Origin of the sequence: Fictibacillus barbaricus, from assembly GCF_031457135.1 — a bacterium.
In the GTDB taxonomy this organism is placed as follows: Bacteria; Bacillota; Bacilli; order Bacillales; family Fictibacillaceae; genus Fictibacillus; species Fictibacillus barbaricus_A.
Map to the genome: position 1 here is coordinate 114268 of NZ_JAVDWA010000003.1, position 21004 is coordinate 135271.

Genomic DNA, 21004 nt, shown 5'->3' on the forward strand with positions numbered 1-21004 from the left:
TTATTTCCCCCTGTTTAATGAATATAAGTTTGTTCTGCTTGTTCATATGGCATAACAGTGACTACGCCTTTTTGAATGTCGATAATAAGAATTTTCATTCCTTGTGGTATCGGCTGATTATCCATACTTATTGCTGATTTTGGGATTCGCCCGCTGATGCCATCAATTAAGATCTCTCCGAATCCATCAGACGGAACGGTCGTAATAACGGTTCCGACTCTCCCTTTTAGATCTTCATCGTAATATCCCAGGGATTCTTCAGCTGTTCGGATTGGCATGAGTACAAAAACGTTCAGAAGAGTGACGAGGAGAAGTGAGAGCAAGCTGCTGAAAACAGCAATGAACCCGCTGTTAATTCTCGTCATAATCTCCAATAAATAACCCGATGCTGTAGCTATCGTAAAAAATGATAGAACAAGTGAAGGATGCAAAAAATCCAGAGCAACAGCATGCAGCATGTCACCAAAAAGAATATAAATGAACGTGATGCACCCAAAGGCTATAAAACTAAATAAGTAGATGCTTGCTAACGGATACCCAAACAGTTCCATTTTCATCTCTCCTATTTTGCAGACTGTTTAGAACCAGTAATTTTCTTTCCCCCCTGAACCTCCTTAACGAATTAATTTAACCATAACAAAACAAATTAGAAAATTTTGTAATAATTTGTCGACGTTTGAACAAATTCCAATATTGGTGTTATATGTAAATTTACGATTAAGTTTTGAAAAAGTTTCAGTTTGTTAACAACTTTTTGTATAATTTACGAAAGGGAGGTTGGAATATAATGTATGCAGAGGATTTATGGACATTTTTACATGCGCGGGCAAGCAAAGAAGATGCAGAACCAATGAAAAAATACATGCGAGATCAGTTTGAATTTTTTGGTCTCCGCTCTCCAATCATGAAAGAAAGTTTAAGAGGGTTTCTAAAAGAATATGGACTGCCATCACGCGATGAATTAGGTGCCGTTTTAAAACAAATATGGGATAAGCCTGAACGCGAGATGCAATATGCAGGGATGACGCTTGTAGATAAATTAAAGAAACAGATGACAAAAGAAGATATCACATGGATTGAGCATATGATTGTAACGAAAAGCTGGTGGGATACGATCGATCATATCGCAAAAAACATCGCGGGTTATTATTTTATGAAGTTTCCTGAAGAAATTCATCCCGTGACAGAACGGTGGATTGCTTCAAAAAACATTTGGCTTATGCGCTCTGCCATTTTGTTTCAGTTAGGGTATAAGGACAAAACGGATAAGGAACTGCTGGCACATATCATTAAAGAAACGAAATATGATGGGGATTTCTTCATTCGAAAAGGAATCGGATGGGCATTAAGAGAGTATGCAAAAACAGATCCAGACTGGGTGTGGGATTTTGTTCACCGTGTTGAGCTCAGTCCACTGTCTTATAAGGAAGCTATTAAAAATATCAAAAAAACAAAGCAGCCGTCATAATATACGGCTGCTTTCTTTATGCTTTCTCTAATCGATAACCTAGTTTTGCAACGACATAACGAATGGCGTTATGGAACGAAACGAAGGAAAGCTGATTGGTTTGGATGCCAAGATCAACCATGTCTTTTACCATCTCTGTTGAAAAGCCGCAATAAAGTACGGTCGCTCCCATTAACTCCACCGCACTCGTTAGTTTCTGGACTTCTTGCCCTAAATTTGAATCGGCGAGTGTCGTTACACCTGAGAAGTCCAAAAGTACAAAATCTGCCTGGTTTTTTAAACATTCGTTCAATAACTTGCTTGTCAGGCGTTCCATTCTTTCTATAGACAATTCCCCAACTAATGGGACCAGCAGTGTGTTTTCGGCAATCGTCTGTAAAATGGGAGCTGATAATTCATCGATTAGCGCTTGCGTTTTTTCTTTTTCCTTTTCAATCTCTGTAATATCTCGCCAATTAAGGAGATACCCTTTTTTCTCCCCTGTAACGATGAATTCTTTTACGACTAATCTGGCAACGAAACGGTTGAACAAATTAAGCTGCATATCAATTGGAAAATCTCCCTTTTCCAAAAGATTGATTTGATAGGAAGGGTTTTTATGAAAGCGCGAAATAGATGTTCCGATTAAATCTTCAGCTTTTTCAAGCTTAAGAAAAGTTTTAATATTATCTATAAATGATTGGGCGGATTGATTCATCCAAGAAACTTTATATTCTAAATCAATGATAAAAATATTTTCTTCTAAACAGTCTAATGTATCAGTAATCACTGGATCTATTTGTTGAACCATGACATTCTGTCCCCTTAAACCATAATATATCTCTACCCTTATAATAGCCGAATTCATGTAATTCTTCTATATAATTACTCATCTTCCCTTAAATTGGATGAAACTGGACTCTTTGTGAAAGCGCTCTCTTAATCTTTACAATTTTCCCTGTTGTGGGATTCATGATCGCCATGTACAATGTCTCTATTGAACAAACAAGTGTATTTCTGAAAAAGACAAAGGGGTGGATGAAATGGTAGATCATGTATCAGTCGGACTATTAGGATTAGGAACAGTCGGAAGCGGTGTAGTTAGAATGATTGACAGTAATCGTGAAGAATTGCAGCATCGTGTTGGGTGTCCCGTCTATATTGAAAAGATTTTAGTACAAGACATTCAAAAAGAACGGCTCGTTTCCATAAAAGAAGATTGGCTGACTCAAAAGCCAGAAGACGTTTTGGAGAATACCGGCATCCACGTTGTCATCGAAGTCATGGGAGGCATTGAACTTGCCCGTGAATATATTACACTCGCCTTAAAAAATAAAAAGCATGTAATAACAGCCAACAAAGATCTAATGGCCTTGCACGGCGCAGAACTTCTCCAAGTGGCAAATGAAAATGGCTGTGACCTATTTTATGAGGCAAGTGTTGCAGGCGGAATTCCAATCATCCGCTCTCTTGTAGATGGACTCGCGTCTGACAGAATCACAAAAATCATGGGAATCGTTAACGGAACAACCAATTATATTCTTACAAAAATGGATAAACAAAAACGCAATTATGAAGAAGTATTGAAAGAAGCGCAGTCCCTTGGTTACGCTGAATCAGATCCTACATCAGATGTAGAAGGCATTGATGCAGCCAGAAAAATGGCTATTCTTTCAACACTCGGATTTTCGATGCATATCCATTTAGATGATGTAAATGTCTCAGGGATCTCAAAAGTCACACAAGAAGATATTGAATATGCGAGACAATTCGGCTATACGCTGAAATTAATCGGAAACGCAAAAAAAGATAATGGAAAAGTAGAAATAAGTGTTGAACCGACAATGCTTCCAGATTCACACCCTCTTGCAAGTGTGAACGATGAATATAACGCAGTCTATGTTTACGGTGAGTCTGTCGGTGAAACGATGTTCTTCGGTCCAGGTGCAGGACAGCTCCCTACAGCTACTTCCGTTGTTTCTGATTTAGTCGCCGTAGTAAAAAATATGCGACTCGGGGTAAATGGCAAGAATGCCGTCGGTCCTCAATTTTCAAAACAACTAAAAGAGCAAAGTGAGATTCAGGGAAAATTCTTTTATCGCTTGCATCTTAAAGATGAAGCTGGGGCTTTCTCAGCAATCACATCATTATTTGCGCTGCATGAAATCTCGCTCGAAAAATTAATCCAGAGCCCTGTAAACAGTACTGGTTTTGCAGAAGTTGTCATCGTTACACACGGAACGAATAAGAATCAAAATAACAAAGTATACAATTTACTTAAAGACTCAGATGTCGTTCAAGAAATCAAAAGTCATTATCGCGTGGAAGGAGCTTAATATGTATTGGACTGGACTAATCGATCAATATAAAGATTACTTGCCCGTGAGTGACAATACACCTCCATTATCCTTAAATGAGGGTCTTACTCCGCTCATTCCGCTTGAACACTTATCAAAAGAATGGGGTATTTCCTTATACGCCAAATATGAAGGAGCAAATCCGACAGGTTCTTTTAAGGACAGGGGAATGGTGCTTGCGGTAGCAAAAGCAAAGGAAGCCGGCAGCAAGGCAATCATTTGCGCTTCCACCGGGAACACTTCCGCCGCTGCTGCAGCTTATGGGGCTCGAGCAGGATTGCGCTGTATCGTTGTCATTCCTGATGGAAAGATCGCTCAAGGAAAGCTTGCTCAAGCCAAAATGTATGGAGCTGAGATTTTTTCCATCCAAGGGAATTTTGATGAAGCATTAGAGATGGTCAAACAAATGAGTGAGGAAGCAGGTTACACACTTGTTAACTCTGTAAATCCTTTTCGGTTAGAAGGCCAAAAAACTGCCGCCTTCGAACTAGTTGATGCATTAGATCATGCACCGGACATTCTAGCTATCCCGGTTGGAAACGCCGGAAACATCAGTGCTTATTGGAAAGGTTTTAAAGAATACGATGCGATCAAATCTACAGGTTTGCCAAAAATCCACGGTTTTCAAGCAGCAGGCGCAGCACCGATCGTAAATGGTGCCGTTGTAAAAAATCCAGAAACAATCGCTACTGCCATCCGTATTGGAAACCCTGCCAGCTGGCATTTAGCTGCTGAAGCACTTGAAGAATCCGGTGGTGTAATCGACAGCGTAACAGATGAAGAAATTCTAGAAGCGTATCAAATGCTAGCCTCAAAAGAAGGTGTGTTTGCAGAACCAGCCTCTTGCAGTACGATTGCCGGTCTTTATAAACAATTTAAAAATGGAACTTTGCCACAAAACGCCAAAGTTGTTGCCGTGTTAACAGGCAATGGCTTGAAAGATCCGGATATCGCCTTAAAGACAGTAACTGTTGATCCGATTGTCATTCCGAATGACCTTGAAATATTACGTCAGGAATTAAAAGGAGTTGTCGTTTAATGTTCAATGAGTCGTTTTCCATTCATGTACCCGCTAGTTCAGCCAACCTCGGCCCTGGCTTTGATTCTGTAGGCCTTGCGATTAATCGCTATTTAACGGTTTATGTAGAGCCATCAAAAACGTGGCAGACTCGTTTTTTAGGTACTGAACTTAACATGCTTAATAATGAGGATGAAAATTTGATCACTAAAGCTGCTCATTTTACAGCAGATCAATACGGCAAAACTCTCCCGCCATGCAGACTCGAAGTACAAAGCAACTTCCCTCTTTCAAAAGGTTTAGGAAGTTCTGCAACAGCAATCGTTGCAGGAGTGGAAATAGCGAACATTTTATTAGACCTTCAACTTTCGAAAAAAACAAAAGCACTTTTAGCGAGCCGTTTAGAAAAACATCCTGACAATGTCATTCCTGCAATCTATGGAGGCTTAACAATCAGTTACTTTAACGGTGATGAACTGGAAACAGTACATGTCCCGGATGTCGCTGTTGAATTGATCGTAGCCATTCCAGATCATGAGCTTTATACGAAACAAGCACGTGAATCGCTTCCTAACCTTCTCCCTTTTAATAAAGCGGTAGAAGCAAGTGCGATCAGCAATGTGCTAGTGGCATCACTCATTAAAAACAACTGGAAAAAGGCAGCAGCGATGATGAATCGAGACCTTTTTCACGAACCGTTTCGTTCCAAGTGGGTTCCGTTTTATGATGAATTGAAGACAACAGCTGTTTCTCTTGGTGCATATGGGGCAGCAATCAGCGGTTCTGGACCTTCCATCGTTTGTTTTACCCCGCACCAAAAAGCAGCATCGATTACGGAACAGCTTTCCTTATTATTTCCGCAATATCGATTCGAAACCGTTTTTCCGGATCGAAAAGGAGTTCATGTTGAAAAAACAGTCTCTGTTTCGGCTGTTTAATTTATATAGGCTGTTTTCGCATACTTTGATGACTTTGAAAGCAATTGATTTCCGTATCAGGATGCTCGCTTTCCATGGGGCGGGCGGTGAGCCCATTTTCACCTTGCGATATTGAAAGGTCTCACCTGTCCCACTAGTCCCATAGGAGTCTCGCACCTTGCTCTTCAATCAACTTTTCAAAGTAGAAAATTTTCAAAATCTCTTAATAGCAACAATCTTTCAGAAAAGAGCTTTTAAAAAAGGACTCAAATCGAATTTTGGGTCCTTTTTGCGTTGGTTTTTTAAAATGGCGCTGTCTTAAACTAGGCAGTTTCTTCGGATTCAACGAATAATCTCACAGATTTCTTCTACAATCTCACGGATTTCCCAATAATCTCACGGATTCATGCGATAATCTCACGGCTTTTTTCATATACTCGCAAGATTGCAAAAACAGACAAAATTCAACAATATCTACAATATAAAAAAGAGGCCGAAACCAAAAGTACATTTTGGGATCAGCCTTCTTCATTTCTAACGCTTTAAAATATTAAATTCATCGTGTAAAAGAATCCAGTTCTCAGGGAACGGTTCTCCGAGAACCCAATAGGCAAGTCCACGCAGTTTATATTGTTTGACAAGCTTGTTTTTTGCTTCTGCACTTTGTTCATTTTCAAACCAAACCACATGCTTCTTTCCGTCATCACCTGTGTAATTAAAGAATGGAGCTTGTGCCTGGTTATCATATTTCACTGTGGCTTTTTCTTTTAGTGCCAAGTCATGAGCTTCTAACGGTGCGATACGCTTCGCAAACTTATTGCCTTTTTTATAAGGTAGTGTCCAATCATAGCCATACAGCGGTGCTCCCATAATAATTTTTTCTGGTGGAATAACCGATACTGCGTAATCGACTACTTTCTTTACTTGCGGAACGGGAGCTACTGCCATTGGCGGTCCGCCAGACCAGCCCCACTCATATGTCATTAAGATTACGAAGTCAGCTAGTTCACCATGACGTTTATAGTCATGCGCACCATGCCATGCTCCACCTTGTTTGTCACTTGTTTTAGGAGCAAGTGCTGTGGAAACTTTAAATCCTTCTTTTTGTACTTTTGGAATAATCGTTTCTAAAAATCCATTATAAAGTTCACGGTCTTTTTCTTTAATGTGCTCAAAATCAATATTAAGGGCTTTATAACCCTTATTTTTCATTGTGCTGATCACACTGCCAATCAAAGTTTTTGAGGCATTTTTATCTGTAAAAATGTTATGTGCGATTTCAGGTGAAAAATTGCCATCATGGAAATTTGTTAATACCATCATCGGCATTGCCTTTGTCTTCTTCATTTCTTTAAGAGCAGCCCAGTCCTTTATCGGTTGGAGCGTTCCGTTTTTATTTACTTGATAGCTGAAAAAAGCGATATAAGTCAGATCATTTTCAGCTTCTTTCACATCTTTTACTGACTGTTTTGGATCTATCGGCTCTAAAAATCCAATTGTTTCAACCCTTGATTTCGGATGTACCACTTCTTCTTGTTTCGTATGCTGCAGTTTTTTTATCGGAGAATTGATTTGTTCCAAACGTGGGCTCTGCCTTGTTTTTGTATTCATGTTCTGTGGTGAAGCTTGACTTTCATTCATCTTGTTCGCTCCGCCGCAGCCACTTAAAACAATCGTGAAAGCGCAAAAAAGCGCGGCTAATTTTTTCATATGCTTACCTCCTCGGTTTTCGTTTATTTTTCCTAGAGAAGGCAAGTAATATTCTTTTTAATTTTTAACAAGAAGTTCAAACGGGATGAACTGATTATTGGATAAAATGGGCACGATCGAACTTGTATTGTATTGAGAGCAAAATGATACATCTTCGGAAAAACCTCGTTCTTCAAGCTCTCTCCCGCTGCCGCAATCTTTAATCAAAGCGGCTAAGTCGTTCTTAACAGCTTGAAACGCTTTTTGACAAACAAGTGCTTCAGGAGAAAAAGTACCCGTTAATGCTGAGAGGATTGCACCTGCTCCTAAATAATCTTCAATACCAGGCCGAAGTTCGTTTTCATCTTGGTTGTGATTTTCCCATCTTTCTCCGCAAGCGATTACCGTTATGTTTCTTTTTGTTTTCATTTTTACACTTAAAGCGGCCTGAGCTGCAGCATCTGCATTTATCAATGATCCAATCAATAAAGCTGGAACTTTTTTTGCTGCTTCCACACAAGCTGCTCCATTTAGTGAGCAAAGGACAAATGACTTACCTGCATCTGCTGAAGAGAATGATACTGGTGAAAGTGAGTGCTGCCCAGTTTTTATAGCTTCAGCTCTTCCAACCACAAGTTCCGCACCCATTGATAGAGCATATTTTCGAGCTTCTGTATTAATTGGCGGAGGAAAAGGATATATAACAGCACCTAGCCTAATTGCAGCTGTTACAGTTGATGAAAAACTAAGGACATCAACTATAATGATGATATCCTCCCGTTTTGCAGCCTCTCTTGCCCCTCGAATGCCCCAGTCAAATTTTATTTCATAAGGTGATTGATCAAACATTTTTTTGCCTCCTCAAATTATCCATCTGTCTCAACGATATAAGGAAAACTTAAAAAAATATAGACTGTTTTTCTATAATTTGGTAACATGTTGATTGAGGTCTGCATTGATACCCATTTTTAAAAACCAAGCTTTTAAGAGCTAAAATGTTTGCAAAACATATTCTTTATATAAAAAAAATCCGACTCCTATTAAAGGAATCGGATTTTACTTTTTTAGACCGCCCAGTTTCCATTTTTGAATAATGGAATTCGTTTGCCATCCTCATATTCTGCTTCAATATCCAGGTCAGCAGAACCAATCATAAAATCGGTATGGCCACGGCTATGGTTAATTTCTTTCGCTTCCATTTCTTCAGGGGTTAAATTGCCTGCGTCTTTTACTGACATCGTGATTGCTGTACCGATCGCTAAGTGACATGATGCATTTTCATCATAAAGTGTGTTGTTAAAAATAATACCAGAATTCGAAATCGGTGAGTCATAAGGAACGAGCGCCACTTCCCCTAAAAACTCCATTCCTTCATCGATACTGATAAGCTGCTTTAACGTATCGTATCCTTTTTCAGCCGTGTATTCAACAACTCTTCCATCTTTAAAAGTAAGACTGAAGTTCTCGATTAAGTTCCCCATTGCAGATAATGGTTTTGTACTCGATACAGTGCCGTTAACACCATGTTTTCTCGGTGTAGTGAAAACTTCCTCAGTTGGTAAGTTCGGAATATAGTATGTACCGAATGTTGAGTGATGTCCTCCGCCAATCCATGTATGGTCTGGATGCAGATCAATACTTAGGTTTGTTCCTTCTGACTTATAATGAAGTGTTTTAAATTTCTGTTCATTTAAATAATCCACTTTTTCGGTTAATGTCTTTACATGCTCTTCCCATGCAGCAATCGGGTTATCTTGATCAGCACGAACCGTTTTAAAGATAGCATCCCAAAGTGCCTCAACTGCCTCGTTCTCGGATTTTTCAGGGAATACACTCTTAGCCCAGGCTACTGTTGGAGCTCCTGCAATCGCCCAGTGCATATCACCTCTTAACTGACCTGCTGAGAATGCTTGCAGCTTCTCGCCTCTGTTTTTTTGCACAAACATTATGCGCTCTGATGGTACATCTTTGTAAGCGCTAGGATCATTACCTGTAACCATCAAGAAACAATCGTTATTGTTAATCAGTGATGTATATTTATCGATTTCCCATTCCTTTAAGTCATCTTTCAATTCTTCTTCTGGTGCACTTGTGTAATGAATACGGTTAACTTGTGTATCAATCCAGTCAACCATGACTCTTTTACACCCATTTTCATAGGCGTATTTTGTAACTTTCCGCGTAAATTCTGCCGCTTCAATCGGAGAATTAATCAGTAGTCTTTGCCCCTCTTGGACATTTAGTCCAACTTTAACAACAAGTTCAGCGTAGTGGTCTAATTTTTCTTCAAACGATTTCATAAAATGACCCCCTCATATTTGGTTTTTATTCTCTCAAATAAAATAGACTGATAAGTTTATAATATTACATTATGGATAAAAAAGAAAATTTAGAATACTCCGTGTTAACTAAAAGTTTCTGTTTTATATTCCTATCCCCTTTAAACAAAAGTTTAAAAATCATCCTTAAGACCTATGAAATTATGCTAGAAAATTAAGCTCTTATCTTAAATTTTCATAATTCGACAAATAAAAAATAGTTCTCAAAATAGTAATTATTACCCATTTAATATTTGAAACTTGGTAAAAATCACCTATTCTAGTATTCGACATTCGGTGGTAAGATTTTGAATATGCGGAATTATTCGACAATATATGTCGTCTCTATTTCCTATTATTACATAACTTCTAAAGGGGGATTTTAGGTGAAAAAGGGGAAATTTGTTACAGCAGCCCTTGCAGCCATGTTAAGCTGCAGTTCATTCGCAACAGTCAGTGCGGCACCCATGAACGTTCTTTCAGATGTAAAAGCACCAGCAGTATCTGCTCAAAGTCATAATCACGGTGGTCCATTTGATTTAGCAGTGGCCAACGATGATAAATTAATAGAAATGCTTAAAGAAAACGGTCAAATCAAAAAGAATGCAAGCGCGGCAGAAGCTCAGCAAAAACTTCAGAAGTTTTTGCAAAAGAAGCAAGATGGTGCTGCAAACCTGCCAGCAGGTGAGTTAGCAAAAGAAAATGCTGAAAAGCAAGACAAAAACAACAAAAAACATGACAAGAACGGTCTCAAGCATGGTAAAAAAGGAAAAGACAAAGATGTTAACCCTGCTAAACCTGAAAATTGGACAGGCGGAGAGCGTTTAGACAATGTCCTCGTTCTTTTAGTAGAGTATCCAGACTTCCCTCACAACCAGATTAAATCTGATGAAACGGATATGTACTATAAGGATTATACACATGAACATTATCAAGATATGATTTTTGGTGAAAACGGATATAAAGGACCTAACGGCGAAAAATTAAAATCCGTCAAACAATACTATGAAGCACAATCCGGCGGAAGCTATACGATCACAGGTAAAGTCGGCGGGTGGTATAAGGCACAGCATCCGGCTGCTTATTATGGAGGCAATAATCCGGATACAGGAAGCGATGCTAATGCTCGCGGTCTCGTAAAAGAAGCTTTAGCTGCTGCAGCAAAAGATACTAACCTTAATTTAAGTGAGTTTGATCAAGAAGACCGTTATGATTTAGATGGTGATGGAAATACACGTGAGCCTGATGGATTAGTCGATCATTTGATGATTGTTCATTCAAGTGTCGGTGAAGAGGCAGGCGGCGGTCAATTAGGTGAAGATGCAATCTGGAGTCACCGTTGGAATCTAGGCGGAATCTTCTCCATCCCGGGATCACCAACCCCAAAAGAAGATTACTGGGGAGCAAATACGATGTACGCTTACGATTACACAATCGAGCCTGCTGATGGAGCAGCTGGGGTATTCGCACATGAATACGGGCATGATTTAGGTCTTCCAGATGAATATGACACTCAATATTCAGGTGCTGGCGAGCCTATCGCCTATTGGTCGATTATGTCAGCAGGAAGCTGGGCTGGTAAAATACCTGGCACAGAACCTACTGGATTCAGTGCATGGTCTAAGGAATTCTTACAATCTACAATGGAAGGGTCTAACTGGCTCTCTGGAGAAACTCTGAATCTTCAAAACCTTGATAAAAAAGGAACAGAAGTATTGCTAGACGCAGCAAGCATGAAAGGGACAAACAATGATGCTGTCCGTGTGAACTTGCCGAAAAAAGAAACGATCGTAAACACACCATTCAGTGGTTCAAATAGTTATTTCAGTGGTAAAGGAAATGGTGTGGATAACTCCTTTGCTACTCAAGTAGATTTAACAAATGCAAAATCAGCATCACTAACATTTAAAACGTGGTATGATATCGAACAAGATTTTGATTATGCTTCGATCCAAGTTAGAGAAGCTGGTACAAAAGATTGGACATCCATCCCTGGTAACCTTACAACAACGGACAATCCATACGATCAAAACCCTGGAAACGGAATTACTGGAAGCTCAAACGGAAAATGGGTAGATGGTACGTTCGACCTTTCCGCTTACAAAGGAAAAAATATTGATCTAAAATTCAACTACTGGACTGATGGCGGATTGATCATGCCTGGATTCTTTGTGGATGACATCTCATTAACTGTAGATGGTACTCAAACATTGTTTGATAATGCTGAAGGTACTTCTTCATTTACAGGGGACTTCACAAAATCAAACGGAAAATTCTACACAGATCACTACTACTTATTAGAGTGGAGAAATCATAAAGGCGTTGATGAAGGTTTAGCACACATTGCTCGCGGCAACAGCATTATGAAATATGATTCTGGTCTTGTTGTATGGTATGTCGATGACAAATACACAGATAACTGGACAGGAATTCATCCTGGTGATGGTTTCTTAGGAGTTGTGGATGCAGACCAAAACACATTAAAGTGGAGTGATGGATCCGTAGCTTCATCTCGCTATCAAGTTCATGATGCGGCATTCAATAAAAACCGCGGTGAAAAAATGTTCTTAGATTATAAAGATCTATTAGGACTTACGATGACTGACAATCGTGTAGCTACGAATCATAAATTCAAAGATAATCACGATTACAGCAACAAAGGTCTTGTAGACGCAGGACGCAATGTTCCAAATTACGGACTTGAGTTTGAAGTTGTAGGAGTAAGCAAAGACAACACTGCAGCTAAAATCAAAGTTTCCCGCGACACTCACAAATAAAAAGCCACGCATTCAAAAACCAATTGCGATACTGCAATTGGTTTTTGTGGCATAATGATGGTATTAAGTAAGGAGGTTTAATTTATGAATCGAAGTCTCCTATTAATTCTTTTAGCCCTTACTGTTACATCTGCCGGCTGTTCAGCTGACAAAGCTGAAAAAAAAGAAACCATACATCATGAAAAACAAAAAAGTGACTCAAAAAAAACTCAAGAATCAGAGGCGGTTACCATAATAGCAAACGATGAAAGAATCATTGAAATGCTCAAGAAAAATGGTGAGATACCTGAGGATGCTACACCGGAAGAAATTCAGGCGGCATTAAAAAAATATTTACAGAAAAAAGCTCCTGAACCTGGGACTTTACAAGATGAAAAAGCGAAACAAAAATACATCAATGAATTAAAAGAAAAAATTCAGAAAGAAAAAAACGGAACAAAATAATGGTGCCTATAAAAAAGTCTCTATTCCGTATCGGAACAGAGACTTTCTTTTTGTCTATTAGAAAATAAAGAATAGAAGAACCACTACTAATACAAGTCGGTAGATTGCAAATGGAGTCAGATGAATCTTTTCGATAATCTTTAAGAAGAAACGAATCGACAGCATTGCGAACACGAATGCACTAATAAATCCGACGATAAAGAATGGCATAGCATCTGCCGAAAAGGCATCTAAATTCTTCAATAAGGAAATACCACTCGCACCCGCCATGATTGGAACTGCCATAATAAATGTAAAGTCGGCAGCAGCACGATAGCTCAATCCCATCAATACACCCCCGGAAATCGTTGCACCGGATCTTGAAAACCCCGGCCAGAGTGATAAACATTGAATAAGACCGATTATGAATGCTTGTTTGTACGTTATCTGATCAACCGTTTCAGCGGTTGGCTGCTTATTTTTTTTGTTATAAATGTCGGCAATAATCATGAGTACCGCACCTATTGCAAGGCCTACCATTACTGTTTTCGTTGTAAAAAGATGTTCATCGATAAAATCGCCGAACAAAACTCCTAAAACACCTGCAGGAATAAGCCCAACGATGACTTGAGTTAATTTAAGATGTCCGCCTTTTGGAGCATGAATGGATTTATCTCTTTTGATACCAAACATATCAAGGAAACGTCTCCAGAAAACAACGACAACAGCTAATATCGATCCTAACTGAATAACGACTTTAAACATATTTGCAATGGGAGTTGTTAAAAATTCCTGAGATTTTAACCACATATCGTCGACAATGATCATATGTCCTGTTGAAGAAACAGGAGCAAATTCTGTTAACCCTTCGACCATTCCTAAAATAATGGCCTTTATTAATAAAAGAAATTCCATAAAATTATACTTTCTCCTTTACTGCTATATTTAAATTTACTTTTTCTATTTTTACGAAAAAACAATCTTAGTCCACCTTATCTATAATAAATAAATTTTAGGGTTATGTATAGAATTTCGTAAAATCTCACACATTTTTAATCATCCTCTCATTATTTCATATTCTCCATTTGCTTGCCACTTTAAATGCAAAATGAAAAGGACTCCTGTATAAGAAGTCCCTCATCATCTTATTGATGCTGCAGTGAGAAAAGATAAAATATATAATCGATGGATGCTCCCTTGTGTCCTAATTGATTTAATATTCCAGATAGGTGGCCGCGATGATATGTTCCATGATTGACAATATGCTGCAGAAGGTCTGCATAAGTCGTATGTAACGTTCCTATCGCCGGATGATGGACCGTAGTTGGCGTATTCAGATCTCCCTTATGCTGAACAAAAGTTTCAAATTGCTCGGCCATTTCTTTGAAATGCAAATGCATTTCATTCAAATCGATACCTTGTATTTCCATTGCTCTTTTCTTAACTGATGCAACGATCTCCTCAAAACTTTCCCCTTCCAGTACTTTCAGCCAAACATAATCGGTTTGATACATGTGATGAAGAACAGCTGAAATGGATGGGAATGCGTTTTGAACTTGTTTATTGTAAATTTCATCTGGAAGCTGCTTTAAATGCTCAAATATTTTTTCATTAGCCCAATTATTAAACTGTGAGAACTGAAGTGCATTTTTCATTCTACTTCCTCCTGCCATTTTGATGTCAAATATAAATTCGGCGTTTGCTTTTTTATGTCCTTTAATTCTTATAGGCTGTTTTCGTATCCATTGTTGATTTTTAAAGCCGTTGATTTTTAAAGCCGTTGATTTCCGTTCCAGGTGCTCGCTTTCCGCGGGGCAGGCGTCTCACACCTTGCACACCAATCAACCTGTCATTGAAGTCAATTTACAAAAATGTTCCATAAGCAACAATCAGTTAGAAAAGAACCTTTGTAACAAAACAACTTTGTCGAACGAATGTTCTTGTTTTTACGATTTCAAAAAGCTTACAATAAGGGTGTACCTAAAACTTGTGCTTAAAATACAGAGGAGGATTTTCAAAATGAAACAAGCTATCCCTTATTTAGTGTTTGATGGCAAGGCAAAAGAGGCATTAGCATTCTATAAAGAAATTTTTGATGGTGAAATTACGGACATGCAGACGTTTGGTCAAGCAGATTTCCCCACACCTCCAGAAGCAGATGACAGGGTGATGCACGCAAGGTTCAAAAAAGGCAATCTGCTTTTGATGACATCTGATGGTTTTCCGGGCCAAGAAGTAATTGCTGGGAATAATATCTCCCTTACACTTGAGTTTGATAGCGAACAAGAAATTCAAAACATTTATCATAAATTGAGTGAAAATGGATCTGTTTTGATGGAGCTTCAAGATACTTTCTGGGGTGCAAAATATGCGAAAATGAAGGATCAGTTCGGAATTACGTGGGATTTGAATCATCAAAAAGCCTAGACAACTTAGAAAAAGCGTACTTCTCAAAAGAAGTACGCCTTTCTTATATATGGATATTAGTCATTAACGATTTCTGAAATAATCTCAAATGAGCGCAAACGGGCTTGATGATCATAAATTTGTCCATTGATAATCATTTCATCTGCTTGGGTTTCATCAAGAAATGCCTGCAGTTTTTCTTTTACAGTTTCTGGTTTTCCAATGATTGTTGTTCTTAACTGCTGTTCAATCGCTGATCTTTCATAAGGACTCCAGACGCCTTCCATACTATCAATTGGCGGTTTAAGAGGAGTTGGTGTCCCACGAACGAGATACAGGAATTGCTGCTGAAGAGACGTTGCCAGTCTTGCAGCTTCTTCATCCGTTTCTGCGGCAACGACATTTACACCAACCATCGCATAAGGCTTTTCTAAAACGTTTGATGGCTTAAAGTTCCTTCTGTATAATTCCAAAGCTGGAAGTGTATTATCTGGTGAGAAATGACTGGCAAATGCAAAAGGAAGTCCAAGCTGTCCTGCTAAACGAGCGCTGAAACCGCTAGAACCTAACAGCCAGATTGGAATATTGAGACCTTCCCCCGGAATTGCTCTAACCTTCTTAATTTCTGAACTAAGACTTGGATCTAAATATTCTCGTAGTTCATCCAGCTGGTATGGAAAGTCATCACCTGTATTTCCTAAGTCACGGCGAAGCGCTTGTGCGGTTAATCCATCCGTTCCAGGAGCTCTTCCTAATCCAAGATCGATGCGTCCAGGATACAGAGATTCCAGGGTCCCAAACTGTTCTGCAATGACGAGCGGTGCATGGTTCGGAAGCATGATACCTCCAGAACCTACACGGATTTTACTTGTCCCGCCTGCAACATAACCAATAACAACAGAAGTGGCCGAACTGGCAATGCCAGGCATATTATGATGTTCAGCAAGCCAATAACGGTTAAAGCCCAGCCGTTCTGCATGCTGTGCAAGGTTCAATGTATTTTTAAAAGAATCTGAAGCCGTCCCTCCCTCTACTAAAGGAGCCAGATCTAGAACAGACAGTGGAATCTCACTTAATCTTTTTTTATCATTGGACATACTTACCGTCCTCCTTATATTAAATCAACAAAAAATTAGCTACTATATTTTAATAATCGATAATAGTATAACAAGTATGCCGTATGAATGAAAAAATAATGCTTATCTCTAATCATTTGAAACCATTTCTTTAGCGAGCAGTTCATACGATTTTATCCGATCTCCATAATCATGGGTGAGTGTAACAACCATGATCTCATCTGCACCATATACCTCTTGCAGCTTCAAAAGCTCTCGTTTCACTGTATTCGGATCACCGATTATCATTTTGTTTTTAGCATCATTTAAGATTTGAGCCCGGTCTTCCTTGGAAAAATAAAGCTGTGCTTCTTCTAAAGCAGGAACACCATAATTTCCTTCCCCTTTTGAGTTCTGTCTTCTCCATAAAATTACCGGTAACGCTAGTTCTTCAGCTTTTTCATTCGTTTCTGCGCAAATGACTGAAGCAGCAACAATGACCTCGGGCTGTTTCTGTGAATTACCAGACTTAAACTGTTTTCTATACGTGTTCACAATATCAGGTCCATTTTTATCACTCATAAAATGACCAAATGCATAAGCTGTCCGCTTTTCCGCTGCTAATAAGGCGCTTCTTTCACTCGTTCCAAGAATCCACGGTACAGGAGATGTTTCTGGAACAGGATAGGCGGAGATCTTGGAAAACATATGATCTGCCGGATAGTCGTTATTTAAAAAGTGAAGAAGCTCCGTAACGAAATCAGGCATTTTTCTGACGTTCGCTAAAAAGTTTTCAGATAAGGCCATTGTTGCTTCTGCTGATCCGCCTGGTGCTCGTCCGACTCCTAAATCAATCCGTCCTGGAAAAAGCGTAGCCAGCAGATTATACGTTTCAGCAACCCGGTATGGTTTATAATGCGGAAGCAAAACAGCACCTGCACCTATTCGAATCTTTCTTGTTTGAGCGCCAATATAGCTCAGCATCACTTCTGGTGCAGGACACGTTAATCCCGGAAAGTTATGATGTTCAGCAATCCAATAGCGGATATACCCTAATTGTTCCCCTGCTTGAGCAAGCTTCATGGACGCCTGAAGGGCTTGCTGAGCTGTTTGTCCCACTGAGATCGGTGATTGATCGAGTATACTTAGCTTCATTAAGTCACTTCCTTCTTTGTTTTTATTATGGAGAAAAAACGACTCCAAATACTAGCAATATGCTTCATTCTATTGACAACGCTTTCATTCTTTAGTTTAATAACCTGTAAGTTCATTCTTGTTTTATGTTGGAGATTTGGAGACACGCATAAACCCTAGTTCATAGGTGTTTGTGGTGTCTTTTTTTATTGATGTTCTATAAAAACCAAGAAAAGAGGGATAAAGATGTCAAAGCTATATGCAACACTTTTCTCTGTAATCATCGTGGCAGCCATTTTGTACGGTACACCGGTAACTGCAAATGCTGCTGGTGCTTCATCAAGCGATTTTCTATCTGAAGAAGGCACGCCGCCTCCAGGTGCAAATGATGCGTCATGCCGTCCAAGTGATGAGCATCCTAATCCTGTTGTACTTGTACCAGGAACTTTTGAAACGATGGAAAGGAATTTTATTGACCTCGCTCCCGTATTAAAACAAAAAGGTTATTGTGTGTATTCTTTAAATTATGGTTATACAGGTTCTGTTCCAGCCTCTGGACCGATTGAGGATTCAGCGATGGAGCTTAAGATTTTTATCGACCACGTTTTACAATTAACAGGGGCAGAGAAGGTGTCCATTGTGGGTCACAGTCAAGGTGGTATGATGCCGCGCTATTATACGAAGTTTCTTGGCGGGGATCAAAAGGTAGATGATTTAATCGGTCTTGTACCTTCCAATCATGGAACGAAAGGTGTAGCCGGATTGACGGAGCTCACGACTACTGGCGCAGACCTCGCTTCATGTGAAGCGTGTCACCAGCAATCAGCCGATTCGGATTTTATAGCCAAACTGAATGAAGGGGACGAAACGCCCGGGAATATCTCTTATACCAATGTTTCTACCCGGAATGATGAGATTGTTGTACCTTATACTTCCGCCTTTTTAAGCGGCAATCCTAGTCAGACGACTAACGTAACCATTCAAGATTACTATCCTTATGATCAAATTGAACATCAAAATATAGCGCAGGATCCGCTAGCATTTAAATTCGTGTTTGATGCACTCGATCACGATGGACCTGCGGATGCAAAGCGTGCTTCAGGTATTTTTCAATAAATGAAAAGAAAGGGACCTCCGTATTCGGAAGTCCCCTTTCTTATGCACCTGTTAAACTTTTTTCACCGATTTGAAAATATTTATCTGTTGACAATGTGCTTTTCTGAAATTGTAAAAATAGCTCCGTTTCAGGCAATTGAAGTTCCGTGCACAATTTCGCTGTTTCATTCCATCGGCCGTATTCAATTGTTTCGACTAATAAAAGAGCTTGATTGTATTTATCGTTTTTACCCAAGAGTGCATCAGACAATTCACTTGTAATGGGCAAGTCTTCTACAATATCATTCATATCTTTATTCAAAATCGTGTCAATTAGCGAGAACATCCCAAACATGTATAAAGAGTTTTTATCGATTTGAAGCATCGAAGCAATTTGCTCAAAAAAGTGGGCTCGTGTTAAACTCATCTGTACCAATTGAGTTTGATTATCTGTTCTTTTTAAACTAGTCATTAACAAGATCGTAACGACCTTTTTTATTTCATTAAGTCCTAGAAGTACAACAGCTTGTTTAATGGATGTGACTTTGTTTTTCATAATGAACGCGCCAGAATTCAAGAGCTTCAAAAGTTTAAATGAAATCGACAGATCTTGCTGAATTAAGCTGCTAATATGTTCTATATCTGGTTCTTTTCCATTAAGTACATTCAATAATTGAAAATAATTAGTCGGAACAGGTGCAATATCTTTACCTGTTAATATAACGGGTTTACTAAAGAAGTACCCTTGGAAATAATCAAATCCCATCTCTTTCGCTTCTTCGTATTCTTTTCTATTCTCAATTTTTTCTGCGAGAAAATGAACTTCTCCTTTATACTTTTTGATCATCTCTTTTATATCATTTTTTTCCATTACTAAATAATCAATTTTAATAATGTCTATAAAAGGTATAAGACTGGATAGATCTCGATTCGATATAACATCATCGAGTGCGATAATATATCCCTTACTTTTAAGTTCCTTACACACTGTAATAATTTCTTGTGTGAGATTTACCGTTTCGAGAATCTCCACCACAATATGATCGGGTGAAATATAAGTCGGTACACGGCTCAGTAATAAATTTTCTGTGAAGTTAATGAAGCATTTTTTCTTTTCGCCAACCTCCCGAATCCCAATCCCCGTAAAACTGTTTACCAGCACATCAAGTGTAGCATTGTCATGATCAGAGCCTTCATATCTATTTGTCGAACTGTTTCTATATAAAAGTTCATAAGCAACAACGTTTTCATTTTTGTCTAATATAGGTTGTCTGCCGATAAAAATATCCATTTTTAATCACCATTCGCTATCTATTTCTCTTCATAAAACCTGTATTGCGGCATTTCTTGATTTTTACCTTTATATAGACATGAAACCATAAAATGTAAGTAAATACAATATGTCTTTTCCTGTTAAAAAAACCCAAATATTATTTTAGGAATTCCTTTTCATGGTAATAAGTACTCAAAATTGTTTAAAACGGTTTCAATATTCATTACTTTGGGAATAAAACAAGCGTAGTTAATCATCTCAAATGAGGAGGAAATACATGGATAGGCATAATAAAGTAGTAGGTGTTTTCCGTACAGAAGATGATGCAATTGACGCGATTAAAGATTTAAGAAACCAAGGTTACAACGAAGATGACATCTCAGTTATTGCTAAAGATAAAAAGGAAGTAAAACACATTCATGAAGAAACAGGTTCCAAAGCTCCTGAGGGTGCTGCAGCTGGAATGGCTACTGGCGGAATTCTTGGTGGACTAGGCGGATTGCTGCTCGGTGCAGGAGCGCTCGCCATCCCAGGAATCGGTCCGATTGTAGCTGCAGGTCCTATCGCAGCAGCTCTTGGCGGCGCTGCAGTTGGTGCTGGTGCTGGCGGGCTGGTTGGAGCACTTGTCGGTTTAGGGATTCCTGAAACAGAAGCAAAAGAATATGAGGAAGCCGTTGAAGGTGGTGATATCCTCGTACTTGTTGATGCAAGTGAAGTCGGTCGTCACAGACAAGTAAATGATACATTCCGAACGTATCGTTCTACAAATGCTCATCGTTATGAAGATTCTTATTCCAACAAATATTAGAATGGAGGATGTTTAAAAGATGAAAAACGACACGATGGAAGGCAAATGGAAACAGTTTAAAGGTGAAGCCCAAAAACAATGGGGAAACTTAACGGACGATGATTACGATCAAGCACAAGGTGATCGTGAAAAAATGATAGGTAAGATTCAGGAAAGACACGGAAAAACGAGAGATGTTGCTGAACGCGAATACGATGACTGGTACAGCAGAACTGGCCAGTATTAAAATAAGCCAAAACCCCGTCTGAAATCTGACGGGGTTTTTTGGTGTTAACTATTTTTTATTT

Annotated in this window: 20 protein-coding genes; 10 read left to right on the forward strand and 10 right to left on the reverse strand. The window is 39.0% G+C overall.

Annotation, left to right across the window (positions count from 1 at the left end; translation table 11 throughout):
- Positions 1 to 14: 14 nt before the first annotated feature.
- Positions 15 to 551, reverse strand: coding sequence for an NfeD family protein (locus J2X07_RS09710; protein ID WP_310258389.1), 537 nt, complete (start codon positions 549 to 551; stop codon positions 15 to 17).
- A gap of 236 nt (positions 552 to 787) precedes the next feature.
- Here J2X07_RS09710 and J2X07_RS09715 point away from each other — a divergent pair, with 236 nt between their 5' ends.
- Entirely contained in the window at positions 788 to 1468 is a 681-nt protein-coding gene (locus tag J2X07_RS09715) for a DNA alkylation repair protein (protein WP_310258391.1), read from the forward strand.
- Between the two features lie 16 nt (positions 1469 to 1484).
- Here J2X07_RS09715 and J2X07_RS09720 read toward each other — a convergent pair whose 3' ends face one another.
- Positions 1485 to 2258: an STAS domain-containing protein gene (locus tag J2X07_RS09720; RefSeq protein WP_310258393.1), complete on the reverse strand. Its 774-nt coding sequence runs from the start codon at positions 2256 to 2258 to the stop codon at positions 1485 to 1487.
- A 232-nt stretch (positions 2259 to 2490) separates the two neighbouring features.
- Between J2X07_RS09720 and J2X07_RS09725 the strand changes: the two genes are divergently transcribed.
- The 3 genes from J2X07_RS09725 to thrB are packed head-to-tail and all read left to right on the forward strand — an operon-like array spanning position 2491 to position 5760.
- Positions 2491 to 3783, forward strand: coding sequence for a homoserine dehydrogenase (locus tag J2X07_RS09725; RefSeq protein ID WP_310258395.1), 1293 nt, complete (start codon positions 2491 to 2493; stop codon positions 3781 to 3783).
- A 1-nt stretch (position 3784) separates the two neighbouring features.
- Positions 3785 to 4843, forward strand: coding sequence for a threonine synthase (gene thrC, locus J2X07_RS09730; protein WP_310258397.1), 1059 nt, complete (start codon positions 3785 to 3787; stop codon positions 4841 to 4843).
- Complete coding sequence (gene thrB, locus J2X07_RS09735; RefSeq protein WP_310258399.1) at positions 4843 to 5760, forward strand: homoserine kinase; 918 nt, start codon at positions 4843 to 4845, stop codon at positions 5758 to 5760. The genes thrC and thrB overlap by 1 nt, the downstream gene beginning before the upstream one ends.
- A gap of 513 nt (positions 5761 to 6273) precedes the next feature.
- On the opposite strand, the gene J2X07_RS09740 is transcribed toward thrB, so the two are convergent.
- From J2X07_RS09740 to J2X07_RS09750, 3 genes are all read right to left on the reverse strand, one after another.
- On the reverse strand, positions 6274 to 7449 hold the full coding sequence (locus J2X07_RS09740; protein WP_310258400.1) for a glycosyl hydrolase family 18 protein: 1176 nt from the start codon (positions 7447 to 7449) through the stop codon (positions 6274 to 6276).
- A gap of 57 nt (positions 7450 to 7506) precedes the next feature.
- Positions 7507 to 8277 (reverse strand): 2-phosphosulfolactate phosphatase, encoded by a 771-nt coding sequence (locus tag J2X07_RS09745; protein WP_310258402.1) that lies wholly within the window; start codon positions 8275 to 8277, stop codon positions 7507 to 7509.
- Positions 8278 to 8492: 215 nt separating this feature from the next.
- Positions 8493 to 9728, reverse strand: coding sequence for an aminopeptidase (locus J2X07_RS09750; RefSeq protein WP_310258404.1), 1236 nt, complete (start codon positions 9726 to 9728; stop codon positions 8493 to 8495).
- A 404-nt stretch (positions 9729 to 10132) separates the two neighbouring features.
- On the opposite strand from J2X07_RS09750, the gene J2X07_RS09755 reads away from it, so the two are divergent.
- Together J2X07_RS09755 and J2X07_RS09760 are read left to right on the forward strand one after the other, a co-directional pair.
- The gene (locus tag J2X07_RS09755; RefSeq protein WP_310258406.1) at positions 10133 to 12523 is read left to right on the forward strand and encodes an immune inhibitor A domain-containing protein; all 2391 of its coding nucleotides are present in this window, start codon (positions 10133 to 10135) and stop codon (positions 12521 to 12523) included.
- Between the two features lie 84 nt (positions 12524 to 12607).
- A complete protein-coding gene (locus J2X07_RS09760; RefSeq protein WP_310258408.1) occupies positions 12608 to 12967 on the forward strand; it encodes a hypothetical protein in 360 nt (119 codons plus the stop codon).
- 57 nt (positions 12968 to 13024) lie between these two features.
- Here the strand turns inward: J2X07_RS09760 and J2X07_RS09765 are convergent, their stop codons facing one another.
- Positions 13025 to 13861: an undecaprenyl-diphosphate phosphatase gene (locus J2X07_RS09765; protein ID WP_310258410.1), complete on the reverse strand. Its 837-nt coding sequence runs from the start codon at positions 13859 to 13861 to the stop codon at positions 13025 to 13027.
- A 230-nt stretch (positions 13862 to 14091) separates the two neighbouring features.
- The gene (locus J2X07_RS09770) at positions 14092 to 14601 is read right to left on the reverse strand and encodes a DinB family protein (RefSeq protein WP_310258413.1); all 510 of its coding nucleotides are present in this window, start codon (positions 14599 to 14601) and stop codon (positions 14092 to 14094) included.
- Positions 14602 to 14965: 364 nt separating this feature from the next.
- Here J2X07_RS09770 and J2X07_RS09775 point away from each other — a divergent pair, with 364 nt between their 5' ends.
- The gene (locus tag J2X07_RS09775; protein WP_310258415.1) at positions 14966 to 15373 is read left to right on the forward strand and encodes a VOC family protein; all 408 of its coding nucleotides are present in this window, start codon (positions 14966 to 14968) and stop codon (positions 15371 to 15373) included.
- Between the two features lie 56 nt (positions 15374 to 15429).
- Here the strand turns inward: J2X07_RS09775 and J2X07_RS09780 are convergent, their stop codons facing one another.
- Together J2X07_RS09780 and J2X07_RS09785 are read right to left on the reverse strand one after the other, a co-directional pair.
- Positions 15430 to 16449, reverse strand: coding sequence for an LLM class flavin-dependent oxidoreductase (locus tag J2X07_RS09780; protein WP_310258417.1), 1020 nt, complete (start codon positions 16447 to 16449; stop codon positions 15430 to 15432).
- 108 nt (positions 16450 to 16557) lie between these two features.
- A complete protein-coding gene (locus tag J2X07_RS09785; protein WP_310258419.1) occupies positions 16558 to 17562 on the reverse strand; it encodes an LLM class flavin-dependent oxidoreductase in 1005 nt (334 codons plus the stop codon).
- Between the two features lie 225 nt (positions 17563 to 17787).
- On the opposite strand from J2X07_RS09785, the gene J2X07_RS09790 reads away from it, so the two are divergent.
- Positions 17788 to 18657: an esterase/lipase family protein gene (locus J2X07_RS09790; RefSeq protein ID WP_310258421.1), complete on the forward strand. Its 870-nt coding sequence runs from the start codon at positions 17788 to 17790 to the stop codon at positions 18655 to 18657.
- Positions 18658 to 18697: 40 nt separating this feature from the next.
- Here the strand turns inward: J2X07_RS09790 and J2X07_RS09795 are convergent, their stop codons facing one another.
- The gene (locus J2X07_RS09795) at positions 18698 to 19927 is read right to left on the reverse strand and encodes an EAL and HDOD domain-containing protein (RefSeq protein WP_310258423.1); all 1230 of its coding nucleotides are present in this window, start codon (positions 19925 to 19927) and stop codon (positions 18698 to 18700) included.
- Between the two features lie 259 nt (positions 19928 to 20186).
- Here J2X07_RS09795 and J2X07_RS09800 point away from each other — a divergent pair, with 259 nt between their 5' ends.
- Positions 20187 to 20717, forward strand: coding sequence for a general stress protein (locus J2X07_RS09800; RefSeq protein WP_310258425.1), 531 nt, complete (start codon positions 20187 to 20189; stop codon positions 20715 to 20717).
- Positions 20718 to 20736: 19 nt separating this feature from the next.
- Complete coding sequence (locus J2X07_RS09805) at positions 20737 to 20943, forward strand: CsbD family protein (protein ID WP_310258427.1); 207 nt, start codon at positions 20737 to 20739, stop codon at positions 20941 to 20943.
- The last annotated feature ends 61 nt before the right edge of the window (positions 20944 to 21004 follow it).